The sequence below is a fragment of the Pantoea sp. B9002 genome (assembly GCF_013385945.1).
Lineage (GTDB): Bacteria > Pseudomonadota > Gammaproteobacteria > Enterobacterales > Enterobacteriaceae > Pantoea.
Window position 1 is genome coordinate 74317 of the sequence record NZ_JACAPA010000037.1, and the last position, 21753, is coordinate 96069.

A 21753-nucleotide genomic window follows, 5' to 3' on the forward strand; every position below is an offset into this window, starting at 1 on the left:
GGGCTGGAGGGATAATTCAACGCAGAATTATTGATGCGCGCGAAGCATGCAGGAAGATTTTAACAAGGTTTAGAACGATGATGCCGGGCCATGATGGCCCGGCATTTACTCAAGATTGGCACGCTTAATTTCGTGCCAGGCGCCAACCGCGTGTCAGGCGCTTCTCTATCTCCACCAGCACAAAGATCCCGGCGCTCACCGCCAGCGAAATCAGCCAGTATCTGAACGGCAGCGGCGCGGTGCCAAACAGCGTGTTCATCAGCGGCACATAGATAATCATCGCCTGCAACGCAATCAACACCACGGTGACCAGCCAGATGCCACGGTTTTTCAGCAAGCCGGCATCCAGCGAGAATCCGTTGCTGTTGCGGCAGTTCAGCATGTAAACCCACTGTGCGGTGACCAGCATCTGCAGCAGCACGGTGCGGATAAACTCCGGCGTGTAGCCGCGCGGCTGGAGCCAGGCTTCCAGCACAAAGGCGCTAATCGAGATCAGCAGACCAACGAAGATCACGCGCCAGATGGCGTAAGCGTCCATCACCGGGCTGCGCGCGTTACGCGGCGGGCGGCGCATGATGTTGCGTTCTGCCGGTTCAAATGCCAGACCAAACGACAGCGTCGCCGAGGTTGCCATGTTCATCCACAGAATCTGCACCGGCGTAAGCGGCAGCAGGTTGCCCATCAAAATCGCAATGATGATCAGCAATCCCTGCGCGAGGTTGGTCGGCATGATAAACAGAATGGTTTTCTTCAGGTTATCGTAGACGCGTCGACCCTCTTTCACCGCCGCCGCGATGGTGGCGAAGTTGTCATCGGCGAGAATCATATCCGCCGCCTCTTTGGTCACTTCGGTGCCTTTGATACCCATCGCGATGCCGACGTTGGCCTGCTTCAGCGCGGGCGCATCGTTAACGCCATCACCGGTCATGCCGACGATTTCACCGCTGCTCTCCAGCGCTTTCACCAGACGCAGCTTATGCTCGGGGCTGGTACGGGCAAAGATGTCGTACTCACGCGCTGCTACGCCCAACTCGACATCGTCCATGTGCTCCAGCTGATAACCGGTAATCGCAGAATCGCTGTTACCAATGCCCAGCATCTGGCCAATCGCCATGGCGGTTTCCGGGTGATCGCCGGTGATCATCTTCACGCGAATCCCTGCCTGCTGGCAGTCGCGAATCGCGGTAATGGCTTCCGGACGCGGTGGATCCATCATGCACGCCAGGCCCAGCATCTTCATGCCGTTGCGTAAATCGTCGTGATCGATATGGTGCTGCGCTTCCGGCAGCCAGCGCCACGCGGCGGCGACGGTGCGCAATCCTTCGCTGGCGTACGTGGTGATCGCCGCTTCCCAGTATTCGCGATCAATCACTTCCGCATCGGTAGCGCCCTGCTGCTGCTGACACAGCGACAGCAACACATCGGGCGCGCCGGTCATCAGCAGGCACGGTTTGCCATCAATCAGGCAGCTCACCGCCATGTATTTGTAGGCCGAGTCAAACGGCAGCTTGCTCAGAATTTGCACCTTGTCACTCTGAATGCCCGCCTTGGCGGCCAGCACTTTCAGCGCCCCTTCGGTTGGGCCGCCGACAATACCCCAGTTGCCGTTGGCATCCTGACGCAGCTGGCTTTCGTTACAGATATCCACCACCTGCAGGAAGCCCTGCATCAGCGCATCGCTCTGCTGGCCCGCTTCAAGGGTAAATTTGCCTTTTGGCTCATAGCTGTTGCCGCTGATGCGCCACTGGCTGTTCGCCAGCACCACCGCTTTCACCGTCATCTCGTTCATGGTCAGCGTGCCGGTTTTATCCGAGCAGATCACCGTCATGGCACCGAGCGTTTCCACCGTCGGCAGTTTGCGAATAATGGCGTGATTACGTGCCATCGACTGCACGCCAAGCGACAGAATGATTGAGATAATCGCCGGTAAACCTTCCGGCACCGCCGCCACCGCGAGGCTGATCACCGACAGCAGCAGCTCTGTCACCGCGATGTCGCGCAGCAGATAACCAAACACGAACAGCGCCGCCATCATCAACATGATGATGCCGAAGATGGCTTTACCGAGTTTATCGATCTGCACCAGCAGCGGGGTTTTCGCCTCTTCAATCGAGGAGATCATCGCATTGATGTGGCCCAACTCGGTGTCGCCGCCGGTGGCGATCACCACGCCGAGCGCGGTACCTGAACTGACGGTGGTGCCGGAATAGGCCAGATTCAGGCGATCGCCCAGCCCTTTTTCACCCTCAAGTGCCACGGTGTTCTTTGATACCACCGTGGATTCGCCGGTCAGAATCGCCTCTTCGACGCGCAGGTTATGTACCTCGAACAGCCGCAAATCCGCTGGGATCTTATCGCCGGGACGCAACATCACCACATCACCGACCACCAGATCCTGAGTGGCAACGGTGATCTGCTGGCCGTCGCGCAGCACCATGGCATCGCTCGACATCATGTTCTGGATGCTTTTCAGCGACTTTTCCGCGTTGCTTTCCTGAATAAAGCCGATCAGGGCGTTGATCACCGCCACGCCGAGAATCACAAAGGTATCCACCCAATGGCCCATCACCGCGGTGATTACCGCCGCAGCCAGCAGGATGTAAATCAGCACATCTTTGAAATGCGCCAGAAAACGCATCAGCAGTGATTTTTCCGCTTTTTGCGGCAGCACGTTCGGCCCGTTGGCGTCCAGTCGTTGCTGTGCGTCGGTGGTGCTTAACCCCGCGGGTGAGCTGTTTATTGCTTTAAATACGGCGGCGTTATCCTGCTGATAATAGGGACGCGCGGATGCCTCCGGACGTTTTGGCTGAATAGGAATAACGGTCATAATTAACCCCGTGACATTGAATTGAAAAATAAAAAAGCGTGCGAAAATAAAAAACACATTTTAATTATATTTTCCCGAAGCATACTGACCGTGGTCATGTTTTTACCGATTTGGAAGTGTGATGCTAATAGCGATAGCACTGATTGCGTAGCGTTATTATTTAAGCACAAATAGACAACTCGCGTGATGCCTATTATTTTTAGTTTCATCCTGGAATCTATTATGCAGAGGGAGAATTATTATGAATAAAATACATAAACTGACATTACTGATGATTATTTCCTTTATTTTCATTGCGGTATCATCAGCAACCGTCATCGGTTTACTTACTTACCATCTCGTCTCCCGCATGGCTGGATAATTGACTTCGCTGTACACGGCCAAATTAAACCAACGTTAAACGCACATAATTCATCCCAGCTAATGACCCTTATTTTGCGGAGGGTCATTATTTACCCTTTCATCTAATGGCATATTCCCGCCCTTTCTTTCTTAATGAGGCAGGGGCATGAATAATTGGCCAGTGCTGGGCGCACTTCTAATTTGTTTGGTTTTGTTCGGTTGTGACAATAAAAGCGGCGATGACAGCAGCGCACCGCGCGTAATTAAAGCGCTAACGCTGACAGAAAATACCACAGAGAAAGTCAGGGTATTTCCGGCGCGTATTTCAGCCGGCGATTATACCGAGTTGGCGTTTAAGCGTACCGGGCGGCTGGCGCAGTTGCAGGTACGTGAAGGCAGTCATGTTAAGGCGGGCGAGGTGATTGGTCGGCTGATCGATACCGATGCGCAGCTGCGCGTCAACGATCAGCAGAACAGATTCCAGCTGGCGGACCGCCAGTATCAGCGCTTCAGTGCGCTGGCCACGCGCAGTGCGGTTTCGCAGGCAGATATGGATATGCAAAAGGCCAATCGCGACTCCGCCGCTGTGGCGCTAAACATCGCCAAAGAGGAGCTGGATTATCACACCTTGCGCGCCCCGTTTGACGGCATCGTCACCAGCGTAGCTTCACAAAATCATCAGGTGGTCACCGCCGGACAAACGGTGGCGGTGATCAGCCGCAACGATGTGCTGGATGTGATTTTCAGCGTGCCGGAAAACCTGTTCACCAGCCTTGACGTGCAAAACGTGAATTATCAGCCAGAGATCAGCCTGAATGCGCTGCCGGGCCGCACGTTTCGCGCGGCATATAAAGAGCATCGCGCAGAAGCTGATGCCGCCACGCTAACCTGGCAAGTGGTGCTGACGATGCCGCGTCCGACAGATTTACCGCAGGTCAGCGGGCTGAGCGGCACGGTAAAAGTGCAGATGCATAATCTGCCCACTTCCGATGGCACGCCGCTGCTGCGCGTGCCGGCCAACGCGGTATTTAACCCCGATCATAGCCTGCCGAATCAGCCTTACGTGTGGCTGATCAGCGGTGAAGGCGATGTGCTTAACGTTCAGCAGCAGCCGGTGGTGGTGGGAAAACTCAATGCGCAGGGCATCGAAATTCTCTCCGGCCTGCAAGTGGGCGATCGCATTGTGGTCGCGGGCGTCAGCGATCTGCGAGATGGTCAGGCGGTGCGCCTGTGGACACGCGAGCGAGGTCTGTGATGCGCCTGCTGGAACAGTTTCTCAAATACCCGATTCGCAGCTGGCTGGTGATCCTGCTGCTCGGCGTAGGCGGCATTTTTGCGCTGCTCAATATTGGCCGTCTGGAAGATCCGCTTTTCACCATTAAGTCGGCGGTGATTGTGACGCACTATCCTGGCGCGTCGGCGCAGCAGGTTGAAGAAGAAGTCACGCTGCCGCTGGAGAACGCCTTGCAGCGTTTGCCGTCGCTCGACAAAGTCAGTTCGATCTCCAGCAACGGTTTGTCGCAGATCACCGTTACGATTCACAGCCACTATCGCGCCGACGACTTGCCGCAGGTGTGGGATGAACTGCGTCGCCGCGTTGACGATGCCACGCGCCAGTTTCCACCCGGCGTCAGCGCGCCGCTGGTGAATGATGACTTTGGCGATGTCTACGGCTACTTCTTTACCCTTTCCGGCGAGAACTTCACCAACAGCGAGCTGCGCACTTACGCCGATCAGCTGCGGCGTGAGCTGAATCTGGTGCCCGGCGTGGCGAAAGTGGCGATTGCCGGTATCGAGCAGGAGCAGGTGAATATCACGCTCTCCAGCCAGAAGATGGCGGCGCTGGGCGTGACGCCACAGCGCGTGGCCGCCCTACTCAATAGCGTCAATACCGTCTCCGATGCGGGCCAGATTCGCATCGGCAATGAAGCGATCCGCTTCCATCCGACCGGCGAATTTCAGTCTCTGGACGAGATCGGCGCGCTGCCGATCTCTGCGCCCGGCAGCAGCCAGCAAGTGTTGCTGCGCGATATCGCCTCGCTCAGCTATGGCGTTACCGATCGGCCGGGCAATCTCTATCACGCTAACGGCAACGCCGCGCTGGCGATGGGCGTCTCCTTTGCGCCTGGCGTCAATGTGATTGATGTCGGCGATGCGTTAAGCGCCAAAATTCAGCAGCATCAGCAGGCCAAACCGCTCGGCATCGACCTGAACGTGTTTTATAACCAGGCTCAGGAAGTGAAGCAGTCGGTGGATGGTTTCATCAATAACTTCCTGATGGCGCTGGCGATTGTCGTCGGAACGCTGCTGCTGTTTATGGGCGTCCGCAGCGGCATGGTGATCGCCGCCTCGCTGGCGCTCAACGTGCTGGGCACGCTGCTGATCATGTATCTGTTTAAGCTTGAGCTGCAGCGCGTGTCGCTGGGTGCGCTGATTATTTCCCTCAGCATGCTGGTGGATAACGCGATCGTGGTGGTGGAAGGCATCAAGGTCGATCGCCAGCGCGGCAAGCCGTTGCAACAGGCGATGATGCAGATGGTGAAACGCAGCGCGCTGCCGCTGCTCGGCGCCACGGTGATCGCCATCATCGCCTTCGCACCGATTGGTTTATCGCAGGATTCCACCGGCGAATACTGTAAATCGCTGTTCCAGGTGCTGCTGATTTCTCTGCTGCTCAGCTGGATCACCGCGCTGACGCTGACGCCGGTATTCGTGCAGTGGATGGATGGTCATCAGGCGATAAGCAAACAAGACGCGGAGCCATATCAAGGCGTGGTGTTCCGCCTGTATCGCCGCGTGCTCACCACGCTGCTGCGCTTCCGCATCACGACCTTGCTGCTGATGGCCGCGTGCCTGGCCGCCTCGATCTATGGCTTTGGCTACGTGAAGCAGAACTTCTTCCCCGCCTCCAATACGCCGATTTTCTTCACCGATCTGTGGCTGCCGTATGGCACCGACATTAATTACACCGCGCAAACCGCGCGCGAGATTGAAGGCTGGATCAACCAGCAGCCGGGCGTCACCAGCACCGTGACCACCATTGGTCAGGGCGCGATGCGCTTTACGCTGACCTACGATGCAACGCGTCAATACAGCAATTACGCGCAGATTATGGTGCGCGTGCAGGACGCCAAGCAGCTGGAAACGCTCACGCAGCAAACCGAGCAGCACATCCGCGAGCACTTCCCGCAGGTGACGGAGCGCATCAAACGCATCAATTTCGGCAGTGCCAGCGACAGCGCCATTGCGCTGCGGATAACCGGCCCCGATCCCATTACACTGCGGCAGATTGCCAGCCAGATAGACGACATTTTCCTCGCCGAGGGCAGCGCGTTTCCGCCGCGCAATGACTGGCAGGCGCGCAGTAAAGTGATTCGTCCACAGTATTCGCCGCTGCGTGGTCAGGAGCTGGGCGTGGACAAGCGCGATATCGACCGCGCGCTGCGTATCAACTTCAGCGGCGATAGCGTTGGTTTGCTGCGCGAAGGATCGCGGTTGATGCCGATCATGCTGCAAACCTCCGAGCTGGAGCGGCAGAATATCGACCATCTTGGCAATATTCAGGTGTGGAGTCAGGCGCAGCAGCGCTATGTGCCGCTTGCCAATCTGGTGAACGATTTCCAGCTGGAATGGGAAGATCCGCTGATTATGCGTCGTGACCGCATGCGCGTCTTGACGGTGCAGGCCGATCCCAATCCAGCCAGCGGCCGCACTGCCGCAGAGATTGTGGCGCGCGTGCAGCCGGCCATCGTTCAGCTGAAGTTGCCCGCCGGATATCATCTGGAATGGGGCGGCGAGCTGGAGAGTTCACGCGATGCCCAGAGCGGCCTGCTTGGCTCGCTGCCGTTAGGTTTCCTCGCAATGTTTGTGATTACCGTGCTGATGTTTAATTCGCTGCGCGATGCGCTGGCGATTTGGATTACCGTGCCGCTGGCGCTGATTGGCGTCACCTGCGGCTTTCTGCTCACCGGCATTCCGTTTGGTTTTATGGCGTTGATTGGTTTGCTGAGTTTGTCGGGCATGCTGATTCGTAACGGGATTGTGTTGGTTGAGGAGACGCGCCAGCTGGCGCGGCATCAGCCGTTACAGCAAGCGATTCTCGATGCCGCAACGTCGCGTCTGCGTCCGATTCTGCTCACCGCCTTCACCACCGTGCTCGGCCTGCTACCGCTGCTGCGCGATGTGTTTTTCCAGAGTATGGCGGTGGTGATCATTTTCGGTTTGGGATTCGCCACGGTGCTGACGCTGCTGGTGTTGCCGGTGCTGTATCAAACCTTTTATCTCGGTAAAAAGGATTAAGCGTTTAACACCGCACACTCCGTAGCGGCGCGATTTATCGCGCATATCATGGGTGGCCCCCTGCCCATCCAGATAATGCGCAATAAATTGCGCCGCTACGAGATATCATCAACACGTTGCCCCGCGCTCGCTAATAATATTTTTTTCAACATAAACGTCAGTGGAATCGCCAGAATTGCGCCGATGATGCCCAACAGCGATTGCCAGATAAGAAACGCCAGCAGCTGGGTGGTGAGCGCCATATTCAACCGCTTGCCCAATAATAACGGCTCAATCACTGAGCTCAGGATTAAATTCAACGCCACAAAGAACAGCGCGACCACCAATGCGGTTTGGATATCGTACAGCATATAACTTTGCAGCACCGACGGGATGGCCGCCATAAATGAACCCAGCACCGGAATATAGTTGAACACAAACATCAACACACCCCAGAAAAAGGCGAACTTCAGACCGAGAAGATGCGCGCCAGCCCAAACAATAATGCCGCCGACAATACTGGTCAGGGTTTTTACCTGAGCATAAACAATAACGCTTTGCACACCCTCTTCAAGCGCCACGTAATAGCGCTGATATTTCCCTTCGGCCTGTTTGCGTAACAGGATTTTTAAATTGCTCATTTCATACAGCATGAAAAACAGCATCAGAAATACCATCAGCCACCAGGAAAGAATGCTGGGTATTTGCGTAAGAAAACCGGTGACAAAGCGCACCACCGCACCCGCATCAACAAACGCCAGCATGTCGTTGGGCGTCAACACAATGCCCAGATGACTAAACGTCTGCGTTACCGGCTCGAAGCGTTCGGCCAGAAGCTGCGGTGCCTGACGGCTGAGCTGAATTAAATCGGGGGTTAATACCGTGAGTTTGATGATGGTGAACACAATCACCAGTAACAGCAGCACAATCACCAGCAGCGATGACAGCAGACGCGGCACGCGTTTTCTTTCGAGCCGACTGATTAATGGATCGAGCATAATCGCCAGAAACAATGACAGCATCACCTGATTAATTAATGCCGATGCCAGATAGATACCGGTGAGAATTATGGTCAGCGTGGCGAGAATTAACAGTACGCGCAAAAGCCTCGACCATAAAGGAAACTCGTTCAGTCCCATTATTAAGATCCTTCATCCTATACAAAATGTATTATAGAGAAAAACCTGTGTGCTGGGCCTTGTTTGAGGTCAAGTGACGAAAAACATTCAGGCCGTGACTGCACCGGCCTGAATGTCACGCGCTATTAATTAATTCTGAATCTCCGCGTTAATGGTTTTTCGATTTCGACAATTAAAAACATCACGAAGCCAATGATCAGCGTAATAATCCAGTAGCGTAACGGTAGCGCGGTGGTACCAAACAGCAGTTGCATAAAGGGCGCGTAGATAATCAGCAATTGCAGCACTAACAGTACGCCGCTGACAATCCAGATGCCTTTATTCATCAGTAACCCTTTGCTTAATGAGAAGCCGTTAGAAACACGGCAGTTCAGCATATAGAACCACTGCGCCGTCACCAGGGTTTGTAATAACACGGTACGAATAAATTCCGGTGAATAGCCGCGCGGTTGCAGCCAGGCTTCCAGTACGAAGGCGCTAATGGCGATCATCGAACCGACAAAAATCACGCGCCAGATGGCGAAACCATCCATCACATGCAGCTTGGGATCGCGCGGCGGACGACGCATGATATTTTGTTCACCCGCTTCAAACGCCAGGCCAAAGGAGAGCGTGGCGGAGGTCGCCATGTTCATCCACAGAATCAACACCGGCGTCAGCGGAATTAAGTTACCCGCCAGCAAGGCAATGATGATCAGCAAGCCCTGCGCGAGGTTGGTCGGCATGATGAACAAAATGGTCTTTTTCAGGTTGTCATAGACGCGCCGCCCTTCGCGCACCGCGCTGGCGATGGTAGCGAAGTTATCGTCCGTCAGCACCATATCGGCGGCTTCTTTGGTCACTTCGGTGCCTTTAATTCCCATGGCGATGCCGACATCCGCTTGCTTCAGCGCGGGCGCATCGTTCACGCCATCGCCGGTCATTCCGACCACCTCTTTTTTGCTCTGCAGCGCCTGCACCAGACGGAATTTATCCTCCGGGCTGGTACGGGCAAAGATGTCGTACGCCTGCGCCGCCTCACTCAATTGCTGGTCATCCATCACTTCCAGTTCGCGTCCGGTGATGGCGGTGCTGGCGTTACCGATTCCCAGCATCTGCCCAATACTCATCGCGGTTTGCGGGTGGTCGCCGGTGATCATTTTCACGCGAATGCCGGCTTGCAGGCAGTCGCCAATCGCGGTGATGGCTTCCGGTCGCGGGGGATCCATCATCCCGGCGATGCCCAGCAGAATCATGCCCTGATGCAGATCCTGATGCGTCAGCTCAGTTTGTCCTGGCGTGGCTGGTTTCCAGGCCGCCGCCACCATGCGTAATCCTTCGCGCGCATACTCTTCAATTTTGGCTTCCCACCACGGCAGATCGATCGGTTGCAATCCGGCTTCCGTTTGCTGCTGCTGACAATGCCTGAACAGCACGTCTGGCGCGCCGGTCAGCAGCACGCACTCTTCATCGCCGATCAAGTAGTGCGTCGACATGTATTTGTATTGCGAATCAAAGGGGATTTTATTGCGCAGTTCGGTGGTGACTGAAGGCAGATGTCCTTTGGCGGCCAGCACTTTAAGCGCGCCTTCCGTCGGGCCGCCGGTGATTTTCCACAGGCCGTTTTCGTCTTTAATCAGCTGGCTGTCGTTACACAGATCGATGGTGCGCAGATAGCGCTCGAGTATCGAGCCTTGCGCCACTTTTACCGGCACAGCGTCATCGGCTTTGTGGATGGCGCCCACCGGTTCATAGCTCACGCCATCAACGCGGTAAATCTGATCGGCGGTGATAATCGCTTTCACCGTCATTTCATTCATGGTCAGCGTGCCGGTTTTATCCGAGCAGATCACCGTCATCGCGCCCAGCGTTTCCACGGTAGGCAGCTTGCGGATGATCGCCTGCTGCTTCGCCATGGTTTGCACGCCAAGCGACAGAATGATCGAGATAATCGCCGGTAACCCTTCGGGCACCGATGCCACCGCAAGGCTAATCAGGGACAGCATCAGCTCTGAAACCGGCATATCGCGGAACAATAAACTGAAGACAAACAGCGCGGCCATCATCGCCAGGATGATCAGGAAAATGGCTTTACCGAGTTTATCCATTTGCACCAGCAGCGGCGTGCGGTGCTTTTCGATGTCGGACATCATCTGATTGATGTGCCCAAGTTCCGTGGCACCGCCGGTAGCGACCACCAGCCCTTTGCCGCCGCCCGAACTGACGGTGGTGCCGGAGAACAGCAGATTGGTGCGGTCGCCCAGCGGCAACTCGCCGGTGAGCGCGTCGGTGCCCTTCTCGACCACGGTGGATTCGCCCGTCAGTATCGCTTCTTCAACGCGCAGGTTGTGCGCCTCAATGACGCGCAGATCCGCCGGGATGCGGTCACCGGCACGGATCACCACTACATCACCCGGCACCAGCGCGGTGGTGGGCAGCGTCTCGTGATTACCCGCGCGGATCACCACCGTTTCGCTGGAGAGCATATTGCGAATACTTTGCAGGGATTTTTCCGCGTTGCTCTCCTGAATGTGGCCAATCAGGGCATTCACCACCGCCACGCCGAGGATCACCAGCGTATCGACCCAGTGTCCCATGACGGCAGTCAGCAGCGCGGCGGCCAGTAAAACGTAGATAAGCACATCGTTGAAGTGAGCGAGAAAACGCAGCCAAACCGGCTTGCCGGGTTTCTGTGGCAGGGCATTCTCTCCGTACTGGGTTAAGCGCGCCGCCGCTTCAGCACTACTGATTCCCTCGGTGGAACTTTGCGTACTGGCCAGCGTTTCATCGACAGAAAGTTGATAATAGGTACTTTCCGGTTTAGCAGTATTCATCGCTTTCTCCTCAAATCCTGTTTCGGAAATCAAGGCGGTGATATCCCGTGATTAACAAGTCGCCATTGAACGAAAAGATCAGACCTGACTTATCCGGTGGGAGAAGCGGTCCGTTTCAGATTGAAAAATATGTAATTAATGGCTGCTCAGCGGCAATGGAGCAGCCCTATTTTCTATACGAGATTGAAAGTATTTTGAAAAATGAACGCTATAAACGTAGCACAGGGATATTCAACGCATTCATTTAGCAATAAAAGTTACGAGGCTGAATCCGATTATCTCATCAGACTAATCTGAGGTCGAAAAATAATAAAAATATAGTGTGATAATTCATAAGTCTGTGCATTTTAAAGCCAATAATAGGGTTATTTTACGCAAGTTCTTTATATCGATAACGCAACATATATATCTATAAGATTGATTACCGATGAAATTTAATCTTGTTTATTTTCTAAAAAATATTACAACCTACACGCCTTTACTTTTTTTGACATCTGCGTCTATGCTCATCGATAACAAAAACATCCTGTTAATACTTCTCACCTTTTAGGGCGATGGCGCAGTTTTTCTGTGGTCATGGTTAATGGAGGCAACGATGTATGGTTATAGCCTGCTCCGTCTGAGTCTTTATGTTGTCATTGCGATCGTTACCTGCTCCGCCGTAGGGCTATTCACCTACGCGGTTGTCTCTATGCTTGGTAATTAAATTATCCACTCAAATATTGCCAACAATGGATTCGTTGTTGCTGAGGATAAAACAGTGACTCGTTATATTACGCTGGTTGCCATTGTTATATTTATAACAACTGGTTGCGATCAAAAAACACAGGAAGTCACGCCACCGCCGCGCATGGTCAAAGTCGTTGAAGTTGTGGCGTCCGGCGAATCTCAACAACGTATCTTCCCGGCGCGCATTGAATCCGGCGACTCCACCGATTTGTCATTTAAGCGTTCAGGACAGATTGAATCGCTGGATATTCGCCAGGGCAACCGTATCGAGCAGGGCCAGCTCATCGCCAGACTCACCGCGCGGGAAGCGCAGCAACGCGTTAATGAGCGCCAGACCGCCGCCACCCTCGCCCAGCGGCAATTTGCCCGCTTCCAGACGCTCTCCGGCCGCCAGGCGATTTCGCAGGCAGAAATGGACGTGCAGCGCGCCAACCGCGATGCGGCCAATGCCGCGCTGCAAATTGCCCGTGAAGAGTTAAGCCAGATGACGCTAACCGCGCCGTTCAGCGGCGTGGCCGCCGTGGTTAACGTGCGCAATCATCAGGTGGTCGCCGCCGGACAAACCATCGCCACCTTGACCCGCAACGATCTGCTCGACGTGGTGTTCAGCGTGCCGGAAAACCTGTTTACCGCGCTGGATATGCGCAACCTGACTTATCGCCCGGTGGTGCGCATCAACTCGCTGCCGGACCGCGAATTCCAGGCCGAGTACAAAGAGCACACCGGCAGCAGTAACAGCAACTCGCTGACCTGGCAGATCATTTTAACCATGCCGCGCCCGGCCGATTTCCCGGCGGTGGGCGGCGTCAGTGGCACGGTGACGATTAATCTCGCCAATCTGCCTGCCAACGTGAATCGCGAATCGTTAGTGGTGCCGGTGGAAGCGGTGTTCAATCCCGATAACAGCCAGCGCAATGAACCGCATGTCTGGGTGGTGCAAGGCAGCGGCGATCAGTTGACGTTAGAGGATCGCAAAGTCAGCGTGGGCGAAGTGACCGATCGCGGCGTGGTGATTACCGCCGGGCTGCACGCCGGTGAACGCGTAGTCGCCGCTGGCGTCAACGAGCTGCATGCTCAACAACCGGTACGCATCTGGACGCGTGAGCGGGGGCTGTAATGGATATCTCCCGGCAGTTTATCGACAATCCGGTCCGCGTCTGGCTGGCGATTCTGTTACTGGGCGTCGGCGGCATTTTTACTCTGCTCAATATTGGCCGTCTGGAAGATCCGGCTTTTACCATTAAGACCGCGGTGGTTGTCACCCACTATCCCGGCGCGTCTGCCCAGCAGGTGGAAGAGGAAGTTACCTTGCCGCTGGAAAATGCGCTGCAGCAGTTGCCCTATCTGGACAATGTCAGCTCCATCTCTTCCAACGGCCTGTCGCAGATTACCGTCAACATTGACTCGCGTTATCACTCCAACGAGTTGCCGCAAATCTGGGATGAACTAAGGCGCAGAGTCGGCGACGCGGCGCGTTTCTTTCCTCCCGGCGTGGCCGCGCCGTTCGTTAACGATGATTTTGGCGATGTGTTTGGTTTCTTCTTCGCTATTTCTGGCGATAACTTCAGTAATCCGGAACTGGTGCAATACGCGGAGCAGCTGCGGCGTGAACTGGTGCTGGTGCCGGGCGTGGGCAAGGTGGCGCTGGGCGGCGTAATCCCGCAGCAAATTAATATCGATGTTTCCCTGACGATGATGGCCGCGCGCGGTATTACGCTGCCACAGCTCGCCAGCGTGTTGAGCCGCCTCAACGTGGTCTCCAACGCGGGCGACATCAAAGCCGGAACGGAATCGATCCGTCTGCACCCGACCGGCGAGTTTCAGAACATCGAGGAGTTGGGCGACTTGCTGGTCAGTCCGCCGGGCGATCACGCCACCACCCGATTGCGCGATATCGCCTCGCTGTCGCGCGGGCTGAGTGAATCGCCTTCCAGCATTTACCACGCCAGCGGACGTCCGGCGGTCACCATGGGAATTTCGTTTATTCCCGGTGTGAATGTGATTGATGTCGGGCGCGCGCTGGAGGCCAAACTGCAGCAGATGTCGGCAGAAAAACCGGCGGGCATCCAGATCAACGTGTTTTACGATCAGGCAGCGGAGGTGGCGCACTCGGTGAATGGCTTTATTGCCAACTTCCTGATGGCGCTGGCGATTGTCGTCGGCGTGTTGCTGATCTTTATGGGCGTGCGCAGCGGCATTATCATCGCGCTGTCGCTGGCGCTCAATGTGCTGGGCACGTTGCTGATCATGTATCTGTGCGGCATTGAGTTGCAGCGCATCTCGCTGGGCGCGCTGATTATCGCGCTGAGCATGCTGGTGGATAATGCGATTGTGATTGTCGAAGGCGTACTGATCGCGCGTCAGCAAAATTCGCCGCTGATGACCACCATCAACTTTGTGATTCGCCGCACCGCCTTCCCGCTGCTGGGCGCGACGATTATCGCCATTCTGGCGTTTGCGCCGATTGGTCTTTCGCAGGATTCCACCGGCGAGTACTGCAAATCGCTGTTTCAGGTGCTGCTGATTTCCCTGCTGCTGAGCTGGTTCTCGGCGCTCACCATCACGCCGGTGCTGATCAAATGGTGGCTGTTTAAAACACAGCAACCTACCAAAGCCGCGGCTGAAGTTTCACCTTATGACGGCGGTTTTTATCGTCTCTATCAGCGCATGTTGCAGGTGTTGCTGAGGCAAAAAACCCTCACGCTTTCGCTGATGGCAGTGCTGCTGGCGCTGGCGATTTGGGGATTTGGATCGGTGCGACAAAACTTTTTCCCTTCGGCGAATACGCCGATCTTCTTTGTCGATCTCTGGCTGCCGTACGGCACCGATATCAACGCTACCGAACAGATGGCCAGCGACATTGAAAAATCGATTACCGGGCAGCAAGGCGTGGTATCCACCGTCACCACCATCGGTCAGGGCAGCATGCGCTTTATCCTCACCTACAACGGGCAGCGCCAGTACAGCAACTATGCGCAAATCATGGTGCGCATGGACGATCAGCGTAACATCGCCGCGCTGTCACACCGTATCGATGCCTACATCGCGCGCCAGTATCCGCAGGTGAATGCCAGCACCAAACGCGTGATGTTTGGTCCTTCGGGCGGTAGCGCGATTGAGGTGCGTATTAAAGGCCCCGATCCTGACAGAATGCGCCTGATCGCCAGCCAGGTCGGCGACATCCTCACCGCCGATCCCGCCACCGACAGCGTGCGCAATGACTGGCAAAACCGCAGCAAGGTTATTCGCCCGCAGTTCAATCTGGCGCTGGGCCGCGAGCTGGGCGTCGATAAGCAAGAAGTGGATAACGCGCTGGAGATGAATTTCACCGGCAGCCGCGTCGGGCTGTACCGTGAAGGCGCTGACCTGTTGCCGGTTATTGTGCGGCCACCGGCCAGTGAACGGCAGGACGCCAATCATCTCAACAACGTGCTGGTGTGGAGCCAGAGCCAGCAGCAGTACATTCCGCTCAGCAACGTGGTAAGCGGCTTTACGCTGCAATGGGAAGATCCGCTGATTCTGCGCCGCGATCGCAGCCGCGTGCTCACCGTGCAGACCGATCCCAATCCGCTCAGCAACGATACATCCGGCGATATTGTGGCGCGCGTAAAGCCGCAGATTGAGCAGATCCCGCTGCCGCACGGCTACAGCATTGAATGGGGCGGCGATGCGGAGAGCTCCAGCGAAGCGCAGCAAGGCGTGTTTACCTCGCTGCCGCTGGGTTATCTGGTGATGTTCGTGATCACCGTGCTGATGTTTAGCTCGCTGAAAAACGCCGTCGCTATCTGGCTGACGGTGCCGCTGGCGCTGATTGGCGTAACGCCGGGCTTTTTGATCACCGGGATTCCGTTTGGCTTTATGGCGTTAATCGGCCTGCTGAGTCTGAGCGGCATGCTGATTCGTAACGGCATTGTGCTGGTCGAAGAGATTGAACAGCAGAAGCTGTTAAAGCCGCAGGCTGAAGCGATTATCTACGCCGCCACCTCGCGTCTGCGCCCTATTCTGCTGACCGCCTTCACCACCGTGCTCGGGCTGGCGCCGCTATTGCGCGATGTGTTCTTCCAGAGCATGGCGGTGGTGATTATGTTTGGTCTGGGTTTTGCCACGGTGCTGACGCTGCTGGTGCTGCCGGTGATTTACGCCTGCTTCCATCGCCAACCGCTGGCTAGCGCATCATGAATGTGACCGGCCTCAACGTGATTAAAACGCTGGGATGTATGACGGCGGTGACGTTTTTTACCGTGTATAACACCTGGGATCGCTACGATTACGATTATCACTGGATTCTGGCGTTTCTAACCTTTATCTCCACCATCGCCACGCCGCTGTTTTTTGTCGTTGCCGGGATTATGGATGCCCGTTCCGAGCAGGATGTAAACTGGCAGATGGGCAAGATTCGCAATCTGGTGATCGTGTTTCTGTTCTGGATGACGGTTTATTACCTGTGGGAACCCTATCAGCGCGGTTACCTGATTCAGCCGTGGTTCGTCTTCTCGTTCATTATCATCTACAGCTTTCACCCGCTGATGATCTGGCTCAGCCAGCATCGCCGCGCGTTCTGCGCGCTGGTGTTTGCGCTGCTGGCGTTCTCGTATGGCTACGATTTACTGGCGGTGCTGCATCCGGACGATCCACTGTTCCGGCTTGAGCCGCAGTATCGGCTCTGGACCTGGCTGCTGTTTTACTTAACCGGCCAGCTGCTGTGCGATCCGCTGATTGCCGACTGGATGGAGCGCAAAAAAGTGGCGCGCGGCGCGGTAATCGCCCTGCCCTTTATCTACCTGTTTACCTGGTTTTATGAGCAGCACTTCTTCTTCGCGCTATTCAAAGCCGATCGCAACGCGTTTATTCTTACTGGCTCGCAGATCTATCTGCTGGTGGTGGTGCTGGTGATCGCCGCCAGTCAGGTGCGCTTTCGCCGCAATGTGGCGGTCAAAGAGACCATTCTGGCGACCATCAGCAAAACCATGACCGGCGTGTATATTCTTCACTACTCGGTTTTCCATCTGCTCACCGCGCTGATTCCCATCACCTCGCTGGCGACTAAGCTGACGCTGATCGCCGTGACCTTTGCCGCTTCGGTGCTGCTCTCCAGAGTGATCCTCGCCAGCGGCTGGCTGAAAAAAGTCATAACGCTTTAAAGCAGGCCGGCAGATTGCTCTGACTGCTGCAATCAATGCGCCCCTTGATTTGCAGCATCATGTAATCAAAAAACGGATTGGAGGTGTTGCGCATCAACGTATCCAGCCCAACGATCAGGCTGGCGGTTTCACCGCGCAGCGAGATGGTGCCAAAGCTAATGCCATAACGATTCTTTTCCGTTGGTTCGCGGCCATACAGCGAGTCGCTGAGCGGGAACGGCACGGCAATGTGCGATAACGAATAGGTATCCTGCGGCCAGGCTTCGTGCATCGAACGCACCATCTCTTGCGTCTGATCCGCCGCTGTAATGCGCGCCACCGTTTGATAGGTGGTGGGTGACGCGTTGGTGATGACGATTGATGCGTAGCGTCGCGGCGCAGGCGGCAACAAATCATTGACCGCCGAATAGAGCACGGGCTTGAACAGCGCGCGTAAGTTGGCGGCCTGGTTGACGTCGAACATCACCAGTTCACTGCCGTTATCCGGTAGATAGCGATAGAACCCATTGACCACCGCGCGGGTGCTGACGGTGGAATCCATCACCGACTGGAAAGTCAGCACCGGCGGAAACGCCGGCATGGTGCCGCCGCGTATCACATGCAGCAGTTGATCCTGCATCGCCTGAGTCAGCAGCCACGATTGACGCGCCGCGCGCACCGGGAACGAGTTGTACTTGAAGGGATTGTATTCCGGGATGATGCTCAGCCACGCCGCTTTGGCGAAGCCGGGAATAATGGCGGGCCAGCCGGCTAAACCAGCAAATCGTGCATAGGCGGTGACGCCAATCATCGGCGACAGCAATACCAGCTGTTGCGGCTTGCGCAGCGCGTTGTTCTGCAGCGTATCGAGGCTGTATTTCACTGCCAGCGCGCCGCCGTTCGAATATCCAACCAGATGCAAAGGCACGTTGCTGCCCGCCAGGCGCGTCGCTTCCCGCACCGCTAAGCGTGTTGCCGCCATCCACATTTGCCAGTCAACTTTGGTGAGCGAACCGGGCGCTGTGCCGTGTCCCGGCAGTCGCGGCACCACCGCCACAAAACCCTTCTGCTGATAGGCCTGCGCCAGATAGCGCATGCTGTACGGCGAATCAGTTAATCCATGCAGCAGTACCACCGCGCCTTTCACTTCACCTTCTGGTTCGAGGATGTAAGAGCGATTCCAGTCGGTGTCGAATTGCGCCGGATAAACCGGGCTTTGCGCGTTAAAGCGGTTGAGTGCCGTTTTCTCATCGTCGCTGAGCTGGTCGGTCACGTTGAGTTTCATATCGTGGAAAATCGCCGCTTCGCGCGTCAGATAATCCGCGAAGCTGGCGCGATCGATCTCATCCACCGACATTTCATCCGCCGACCAAGTATGCCAGCGATGCAGTGGCGGTCCCTGTTCGGATTGATAACCGCGGATCACCAGGAACATCACCAGCAAAACCAGCAAGCCCAACGCTATGCGCTTGAGCACTTTGCTGAGGCGATCTTTATGCAAGGCGTTGGCGGAATCAGAAGGCATAGCGAACCCAGGCGAACAGCACGTTACCGTTATTGTAAGTGCCGGGAATGTAGGTGAATTGCACGTTAAGGCGTTTATAACCGGCGGAGAACAGCGGCAGCACGATGGGCAGCGGCACGTAATTGGCGAAGTCATCGCGCGCGGTGATACCAGCGGTTAGCCCGAGACCGAGACGAAAATCGCGCGATTGATCCAGATACCAGCCTTTCTCCCAGCCATAACCGATGATCGGCTGCCACTCGTTATGGGAATCTTTAAACGCCATCGCATAGAGCGCGCTCCAGTTACCGGCCTCATTAATTCGAGAGACGCCCAACCCGCCGCCCCACGGCATTTCATTGTAGTGATCGGTTTTATCTTTATCGTAAGCGAAACGGGCATGCCAGCTGATGAAAGGCAGATAGAGATCGTAATACTGCGGTTCCTGCCAGGTTTGTGAAACGTCCTGCTTGAGCCATTCCCAGCCATCGCTGATCGAGTTGGCCGCCGTGGCGGGACAGACAAACAGGGCCAGAATAAGCAACCAGGCCGCCTGAAGAGTTCGCATCATGTATGCCTCTGAAATTCACCGCCGCGAAAAGGAGTGGAAAAGCTGACGTGCTCACAAAGCAGATCAAGCCACTTAACCGGTAAGATTATAGTTGCTTGTTATTGCTATAGGAAATGACCTGAAAGGGCTAATGATGGATTAACTATTATCGCGTTTTTCAACCAAAAGCACGTTAAAGGGATATGTCGATAAAATCGAGTTTTCTAAACATGTCGCCCCAACATGTTTACGCTATCGACACGTTAAGCCGATATGTCGATAAAACTTGATTTTTTAAACATGTCAGAAGAGATCAAGAAGCCCATTTCAGGCCTCCTCATTTGTTATCAGAATGGTCCCCAGATAATCGCCTAATGCTCGTCAGTTAAGAGATAAAAACACAAATTACTACGCGCACAACTCGTAGCGGCGCAATTCATTGCGCGATAAATCGCGCCGCTACGAAATGTGCCGTGATGTGATGCGGTGCTTAACTGATCGGCATTACCCCAGATAATCGCCACGCCAATCAGTAGCATCTCCACGCAGATAACAAACCATACGGCGATGACCGGCGTGAAAAAGCGCAGCCAAAGATCAAGCGTAACCGGCCGTTCAGCCATCCAGGCCTTTAAATGGTTAAAATAAATAAACATATTCGTTGCTAAATTATTATCGCTATGTCTTAATGCGTCATCGGTTTGGAACACAGACCTTATGAAAGCAGTTTTAGTAAAGCAGTCCTCAGTTCAAGTGTTATCCCTAGATATCCTTCTTCGAGAGCCTCCTCCTAAGTGCCCAATAAGTAAATCTTTCACTTCAGGCCAATTTTCGCCGCTACGAGTGGCTCATCAATTAAGGAATTATCTATGTCTAACAAAATGACTGGTTTAGTAAAATGGTTTAACTCTGATAAAGGTTTTGGCTTTATCACTCCTAACGATGGCAGCAAGGATGTATTCGTCCATTTCTCTGCTATCCAGAGCGACAACTACAAAACTCTTGATGAAGGTCAGCAAGTTTCCTTCACCATTGAAAATGGCGCCAAAGGCCCAGCAGCGGGCAACGTTACTCCGCTGTAAGCCGCGCTCATTATCAGCAACGCTTACAATAGCGATGAAGACAATAGTCTGAGCAGATAAGCACCGCTGATAATAAAAAACCCGCCTTGTGCGGGTTTTTTGTTGCCTGAAATTTAAATCAGAAGGAAATAAGATGCTTTTGCCAGATTTGAGTTTTACGCAAACGCTATATCAACTGTCATTTCAGCCATGAGCCGTCCGCTGTTTGTTTCTCTGGATGGACCCAAAGGCGTCGGTAAAACCACGCTGCTGGAAGCCATTACGAAAGTACTTAGGGCCGATAACATCAAGGTGATCCGACTTTGCGAGAAAAAAAGCGATCCCTACAGGAGAGAAACAATGGCTCTGGTGAACAGGCTCGCCAGAAATCCCTCCATGGATTTAGAGTGGGAAGTTTGTGCGCGCTTTGCTGAAAGCCGTGCATGGATTTCCCGTCATGTGCTGACTAAACAGCCACCGGACAGCATAATTTTGATGGATCGTTGGTACCCGTCGGACGCCGCGTTTCGCCGGACGGTTCCATTTGCAGAGATTTTACAGCTAAACATTGACCGAAACGTGCAAGCGCCAGACCTGCATGTCGGGGTTGTTACTGCGCCGGAGATTTCATGGGCAAGGGCCGCGGCCAGATCGCGTGGGTTAAGCAGTACTGTGATTCATCAGTTGGAAGAACATGTCGCTTGTACTCAGTCGTTCGAGCGAGCCGTTGCAGAACACGGCTGGGTTTTATGCCGTAATGAAGGAATGATTGAACACGCCACCACGCAGGTGATTAATGAGATCTACAGATTGCCTGGATGCTCTTTAGGCATCAGTTCTGCTGCATCCCGCCAGTAATTACAGCAATCTCTTGGTGGGAACGAACTACCAGCGTGGAACCGCAAACCACGCCACCAGCCACTCCGTTAACGCGCTGATCTTCGCTGACTGCAGTTGACTTGAAGGTTTCACCAGCCAGACGCCGTCTTCACCTATCGCCTGCCAATCCGCTAGCACCGGTATTAACGTGCCCTCTGCCAGTTCTTTTTGCACCAGCCAATTGGCGGCCAGTGCTACGCCCATGCCAGATTGAGCGGCCAGTATCAATGCATCCATCTCATCACTTTCATAACGCGTTTGCACCGGAACGGCTATCTGCTGGCCCTCTTTTTCCAGTCGCCACTCTGGCCAACTGTGCATCGGCGTAAATCCCAGACAATCATGTTTACGCAAGTCCTGTGGATGCGTGAGCGCTGGATGGTGATCCAGATATGACGGCGCAACGCATAATATGCGGCTGGTATCCGCCAGCTTTCGCGCAATAAGCCGGTTATCCGTGAGGACACCGATGCGGATTGCCATATCGAAATTGTCACCGAGTAAATCGACG

The 21753-nt window shown here is 54.8% G+C and carries 14 protein-coding genes; 7 read left to right on the forward strand and 7 right to left on the reverse strand.

Annotated features, from left to right (window positions below; all coding sequences use genetic code 11):
• Window positions 1-124: 124 nt before the first annotated feature.
• A complete protein-coding gene (locus HX773_RS18505) occupies window positions 125-2827 on the reverse strand; it encodes a cation-transporting P-type ATPase (RefSeq protein WP_176972744.1) in 2703 nt (900 codons plus the stop codon).
• 508 nt (window positions 2828-3335) lie between these two features.
• On the opposite strand from HX773_RS18505, the gene HX773_RS18510 reads away from it, so the two are divergent.
• Complete coding sequence (locus tag HX773_RS18510; RefSeq protein ID WP_176972745.1) at window positions 3336-4424, forward strand: efflux RND transporter periplasmic adaptor subunit; 1089 nt, start codon at window positions 3336-3338, stop codon at window positions 4422-4424.
• The gene (locus HX773_RS18515; RefSeq protein WP_176972746.1) at window positions 4424-7468 is read left to right on the forward strand and encodes an efflux RND transporter permease subunit; all 3045 of its coding nucleotides are present in this window, start codon (window positions 4424-4426) and stop codon (window positions 7466-7468) included. The genes HX773_RS18510 and HX773_RS18515 overlap by 1 nt, the downstream gene beginning before the upstream one ends.
• A 95-nt stretch (window positions 7469-7563) precedes the next feature.
• Here HX773_RS18515 and HX773_RS18520 read toward each other — a convergent pair whose 3' ends face one another.
• Window positions 7564-8586, reverse strand: coding sequence for an AI-2E family transporter (locus tag HX773_RS18520; RefSeq protein WP_176972747.1), 1023 nt, complete (start codon window positions 8584-8586; stop codon window positions 7564-7566).
• Window positions 8587-8711: 125 nt separating this feature from the next.
• The gene (locus tag HX773_RS18525; protein ID WP_176972748.1) at window positions 8712-11399 is read right to left on the reverse strand and encodes a cation-transporting P-type ATPase; all 2688 of its coding nucleotides are present in this window, start codon (window positions 11397-11399) and stop codon (window positions 8712-8714) included.
• Window positions 11400-12249: 850 nt separating this feature from the next.
• Here HX773_RS18525 and HX773_RS18530 point away from each other — a divergent pair.
• The 3 genes from HX773_RS18530 to HX773_RS18540 are packed head-to-tail and all read left to right on the forward strand — an operon-like array spanning window position 12250 to window position 17269.
• Window positions 12250-13245, forward strand: a complete 996-nt coding sequence (locus tag HX773_RS18530) for an efflux RND transporter periplasmic adaptor subunit (RefSeq protein ID WP_255433264.1) — start codon at window positions 12250-12252, stop codon at window positions 13243-13245.
• Window positions 13245-16307: an efflux RND transporter permease subunit gene (locus tag HX773_RS18535; RefSeq protein WP_176972750.1), complete on the forward strand. Its 3063-nt coding sequence runs from the start codon at window positions 13245-13247 to the stop codon at window positions 16305-16307. The genes HX773_RS18530 and HX773_RS18535 overlap by 1 nt, the downstream gene beginning before the upstream one ends.
• Entirely contained in the window at window positions 16304-17269 is a 966-nt protein-coding gene (locus tag HX773_RS18540) for an acyltransferase (protein ID WP_176972751.1), read from the forward strand. The genes HX773_RS18535 and HX773_RS18540 overlap by 4 nt, the downstream gene beginning before the upstream one ends.
• Here the strand turns inward: HX773_RS18540 and HX773_RS18545 are convergent.
• The 3 genes from HX773_RS18545 to HX773_RS18555 form a co-directional block, all read right to left on the reverse strand.
• On the reverse strand, window positions 17256-18773 hold the full coding sequence (locus HX773_RS18545; RefSeq protein WP_176972752.1) for a carboxylesterase: 1518 nt from the start codon (window positions 18771-18773) through the stop codon (window positions 17256-17258). The genes HX773_RS18540 and HX773_RS18545 overlap by 14 nt on opposite strands.
• Window positions 18763-19323 carry a lipid IV(A) palmitoyltransferase PagP gene (pagP, locus tag HX773_RS18550; RefSeq protein ID WP_370463617.1) on the reverse strand — a complete coding sequence of 187 codons (561 nt, stop codon included), beginning with the start codon at window positions 19321-19323 and terminating at the stop codon, window positions 18763-18765. Before pagP ends, HX773_RS18545 begins: the two co-directional genes overlap by 11 nt.
• Before the next feature lie 350 nt (window positions 19324-19673).
• The gene (locus tag HX773_RS18555) at window positions 19674-20012 is read right to left on the reverse strand and encodes a hypothetical protein (RefSeq protein WP_176972753.1); all 339 of its coding nucleotides are present in this window, start codon (window positions 20010-20012) and stop codon (window positions 19674-19676) included.
• A 159-nt stretch (window positions 20013-20171) separates the two neighbouring features.
• Here HX773_RS18555 and cspA point away from each other — a divergent pair, with 159 nt between their 5' ends.
• On the forward strand, window positions 20172-20384 hold the full coding sequence (gene cspA / locus HX773_RS18560; protein WP_007885867.1) for an RNA chaperone/antiterminator CspA: 213 nt from the start codon (window positions 20172-20174) through the stop codon (window positions 20382-20384).
• 189 nt (window positions 20385-20573) lie between these two features.
• Window positions 20574-21221: a dTMP kinase gene (locus tag HX773_RS18565; protein WP_176972754.1), complete on the forward strand. Its 648-nt coding sequence runs from the start codon at window positions 20574-20576 to the stop codon at window positions 21219-21221.
• A 27-nt stretch (window positions 21222-21248) separates the two neighbouring features.
• On the opposite strand, the gene HX773_RS18570 is transcribed toward HX773_RS18565, so the two are convergent.
• The gene (locus HX773_RS18570; protein WP_255433261.1) at window positions 21249-21725 is read right to left on the reverse strand and encodes a substrate binding domain-containing protein; all 477 of its coding nucleotides are present in this window, start codon (window positions 21723-21725) and stop codon (window positions 21249-21251) included.
• Window positions 21726-21753 lie beyond the last annotated feature (28 nt).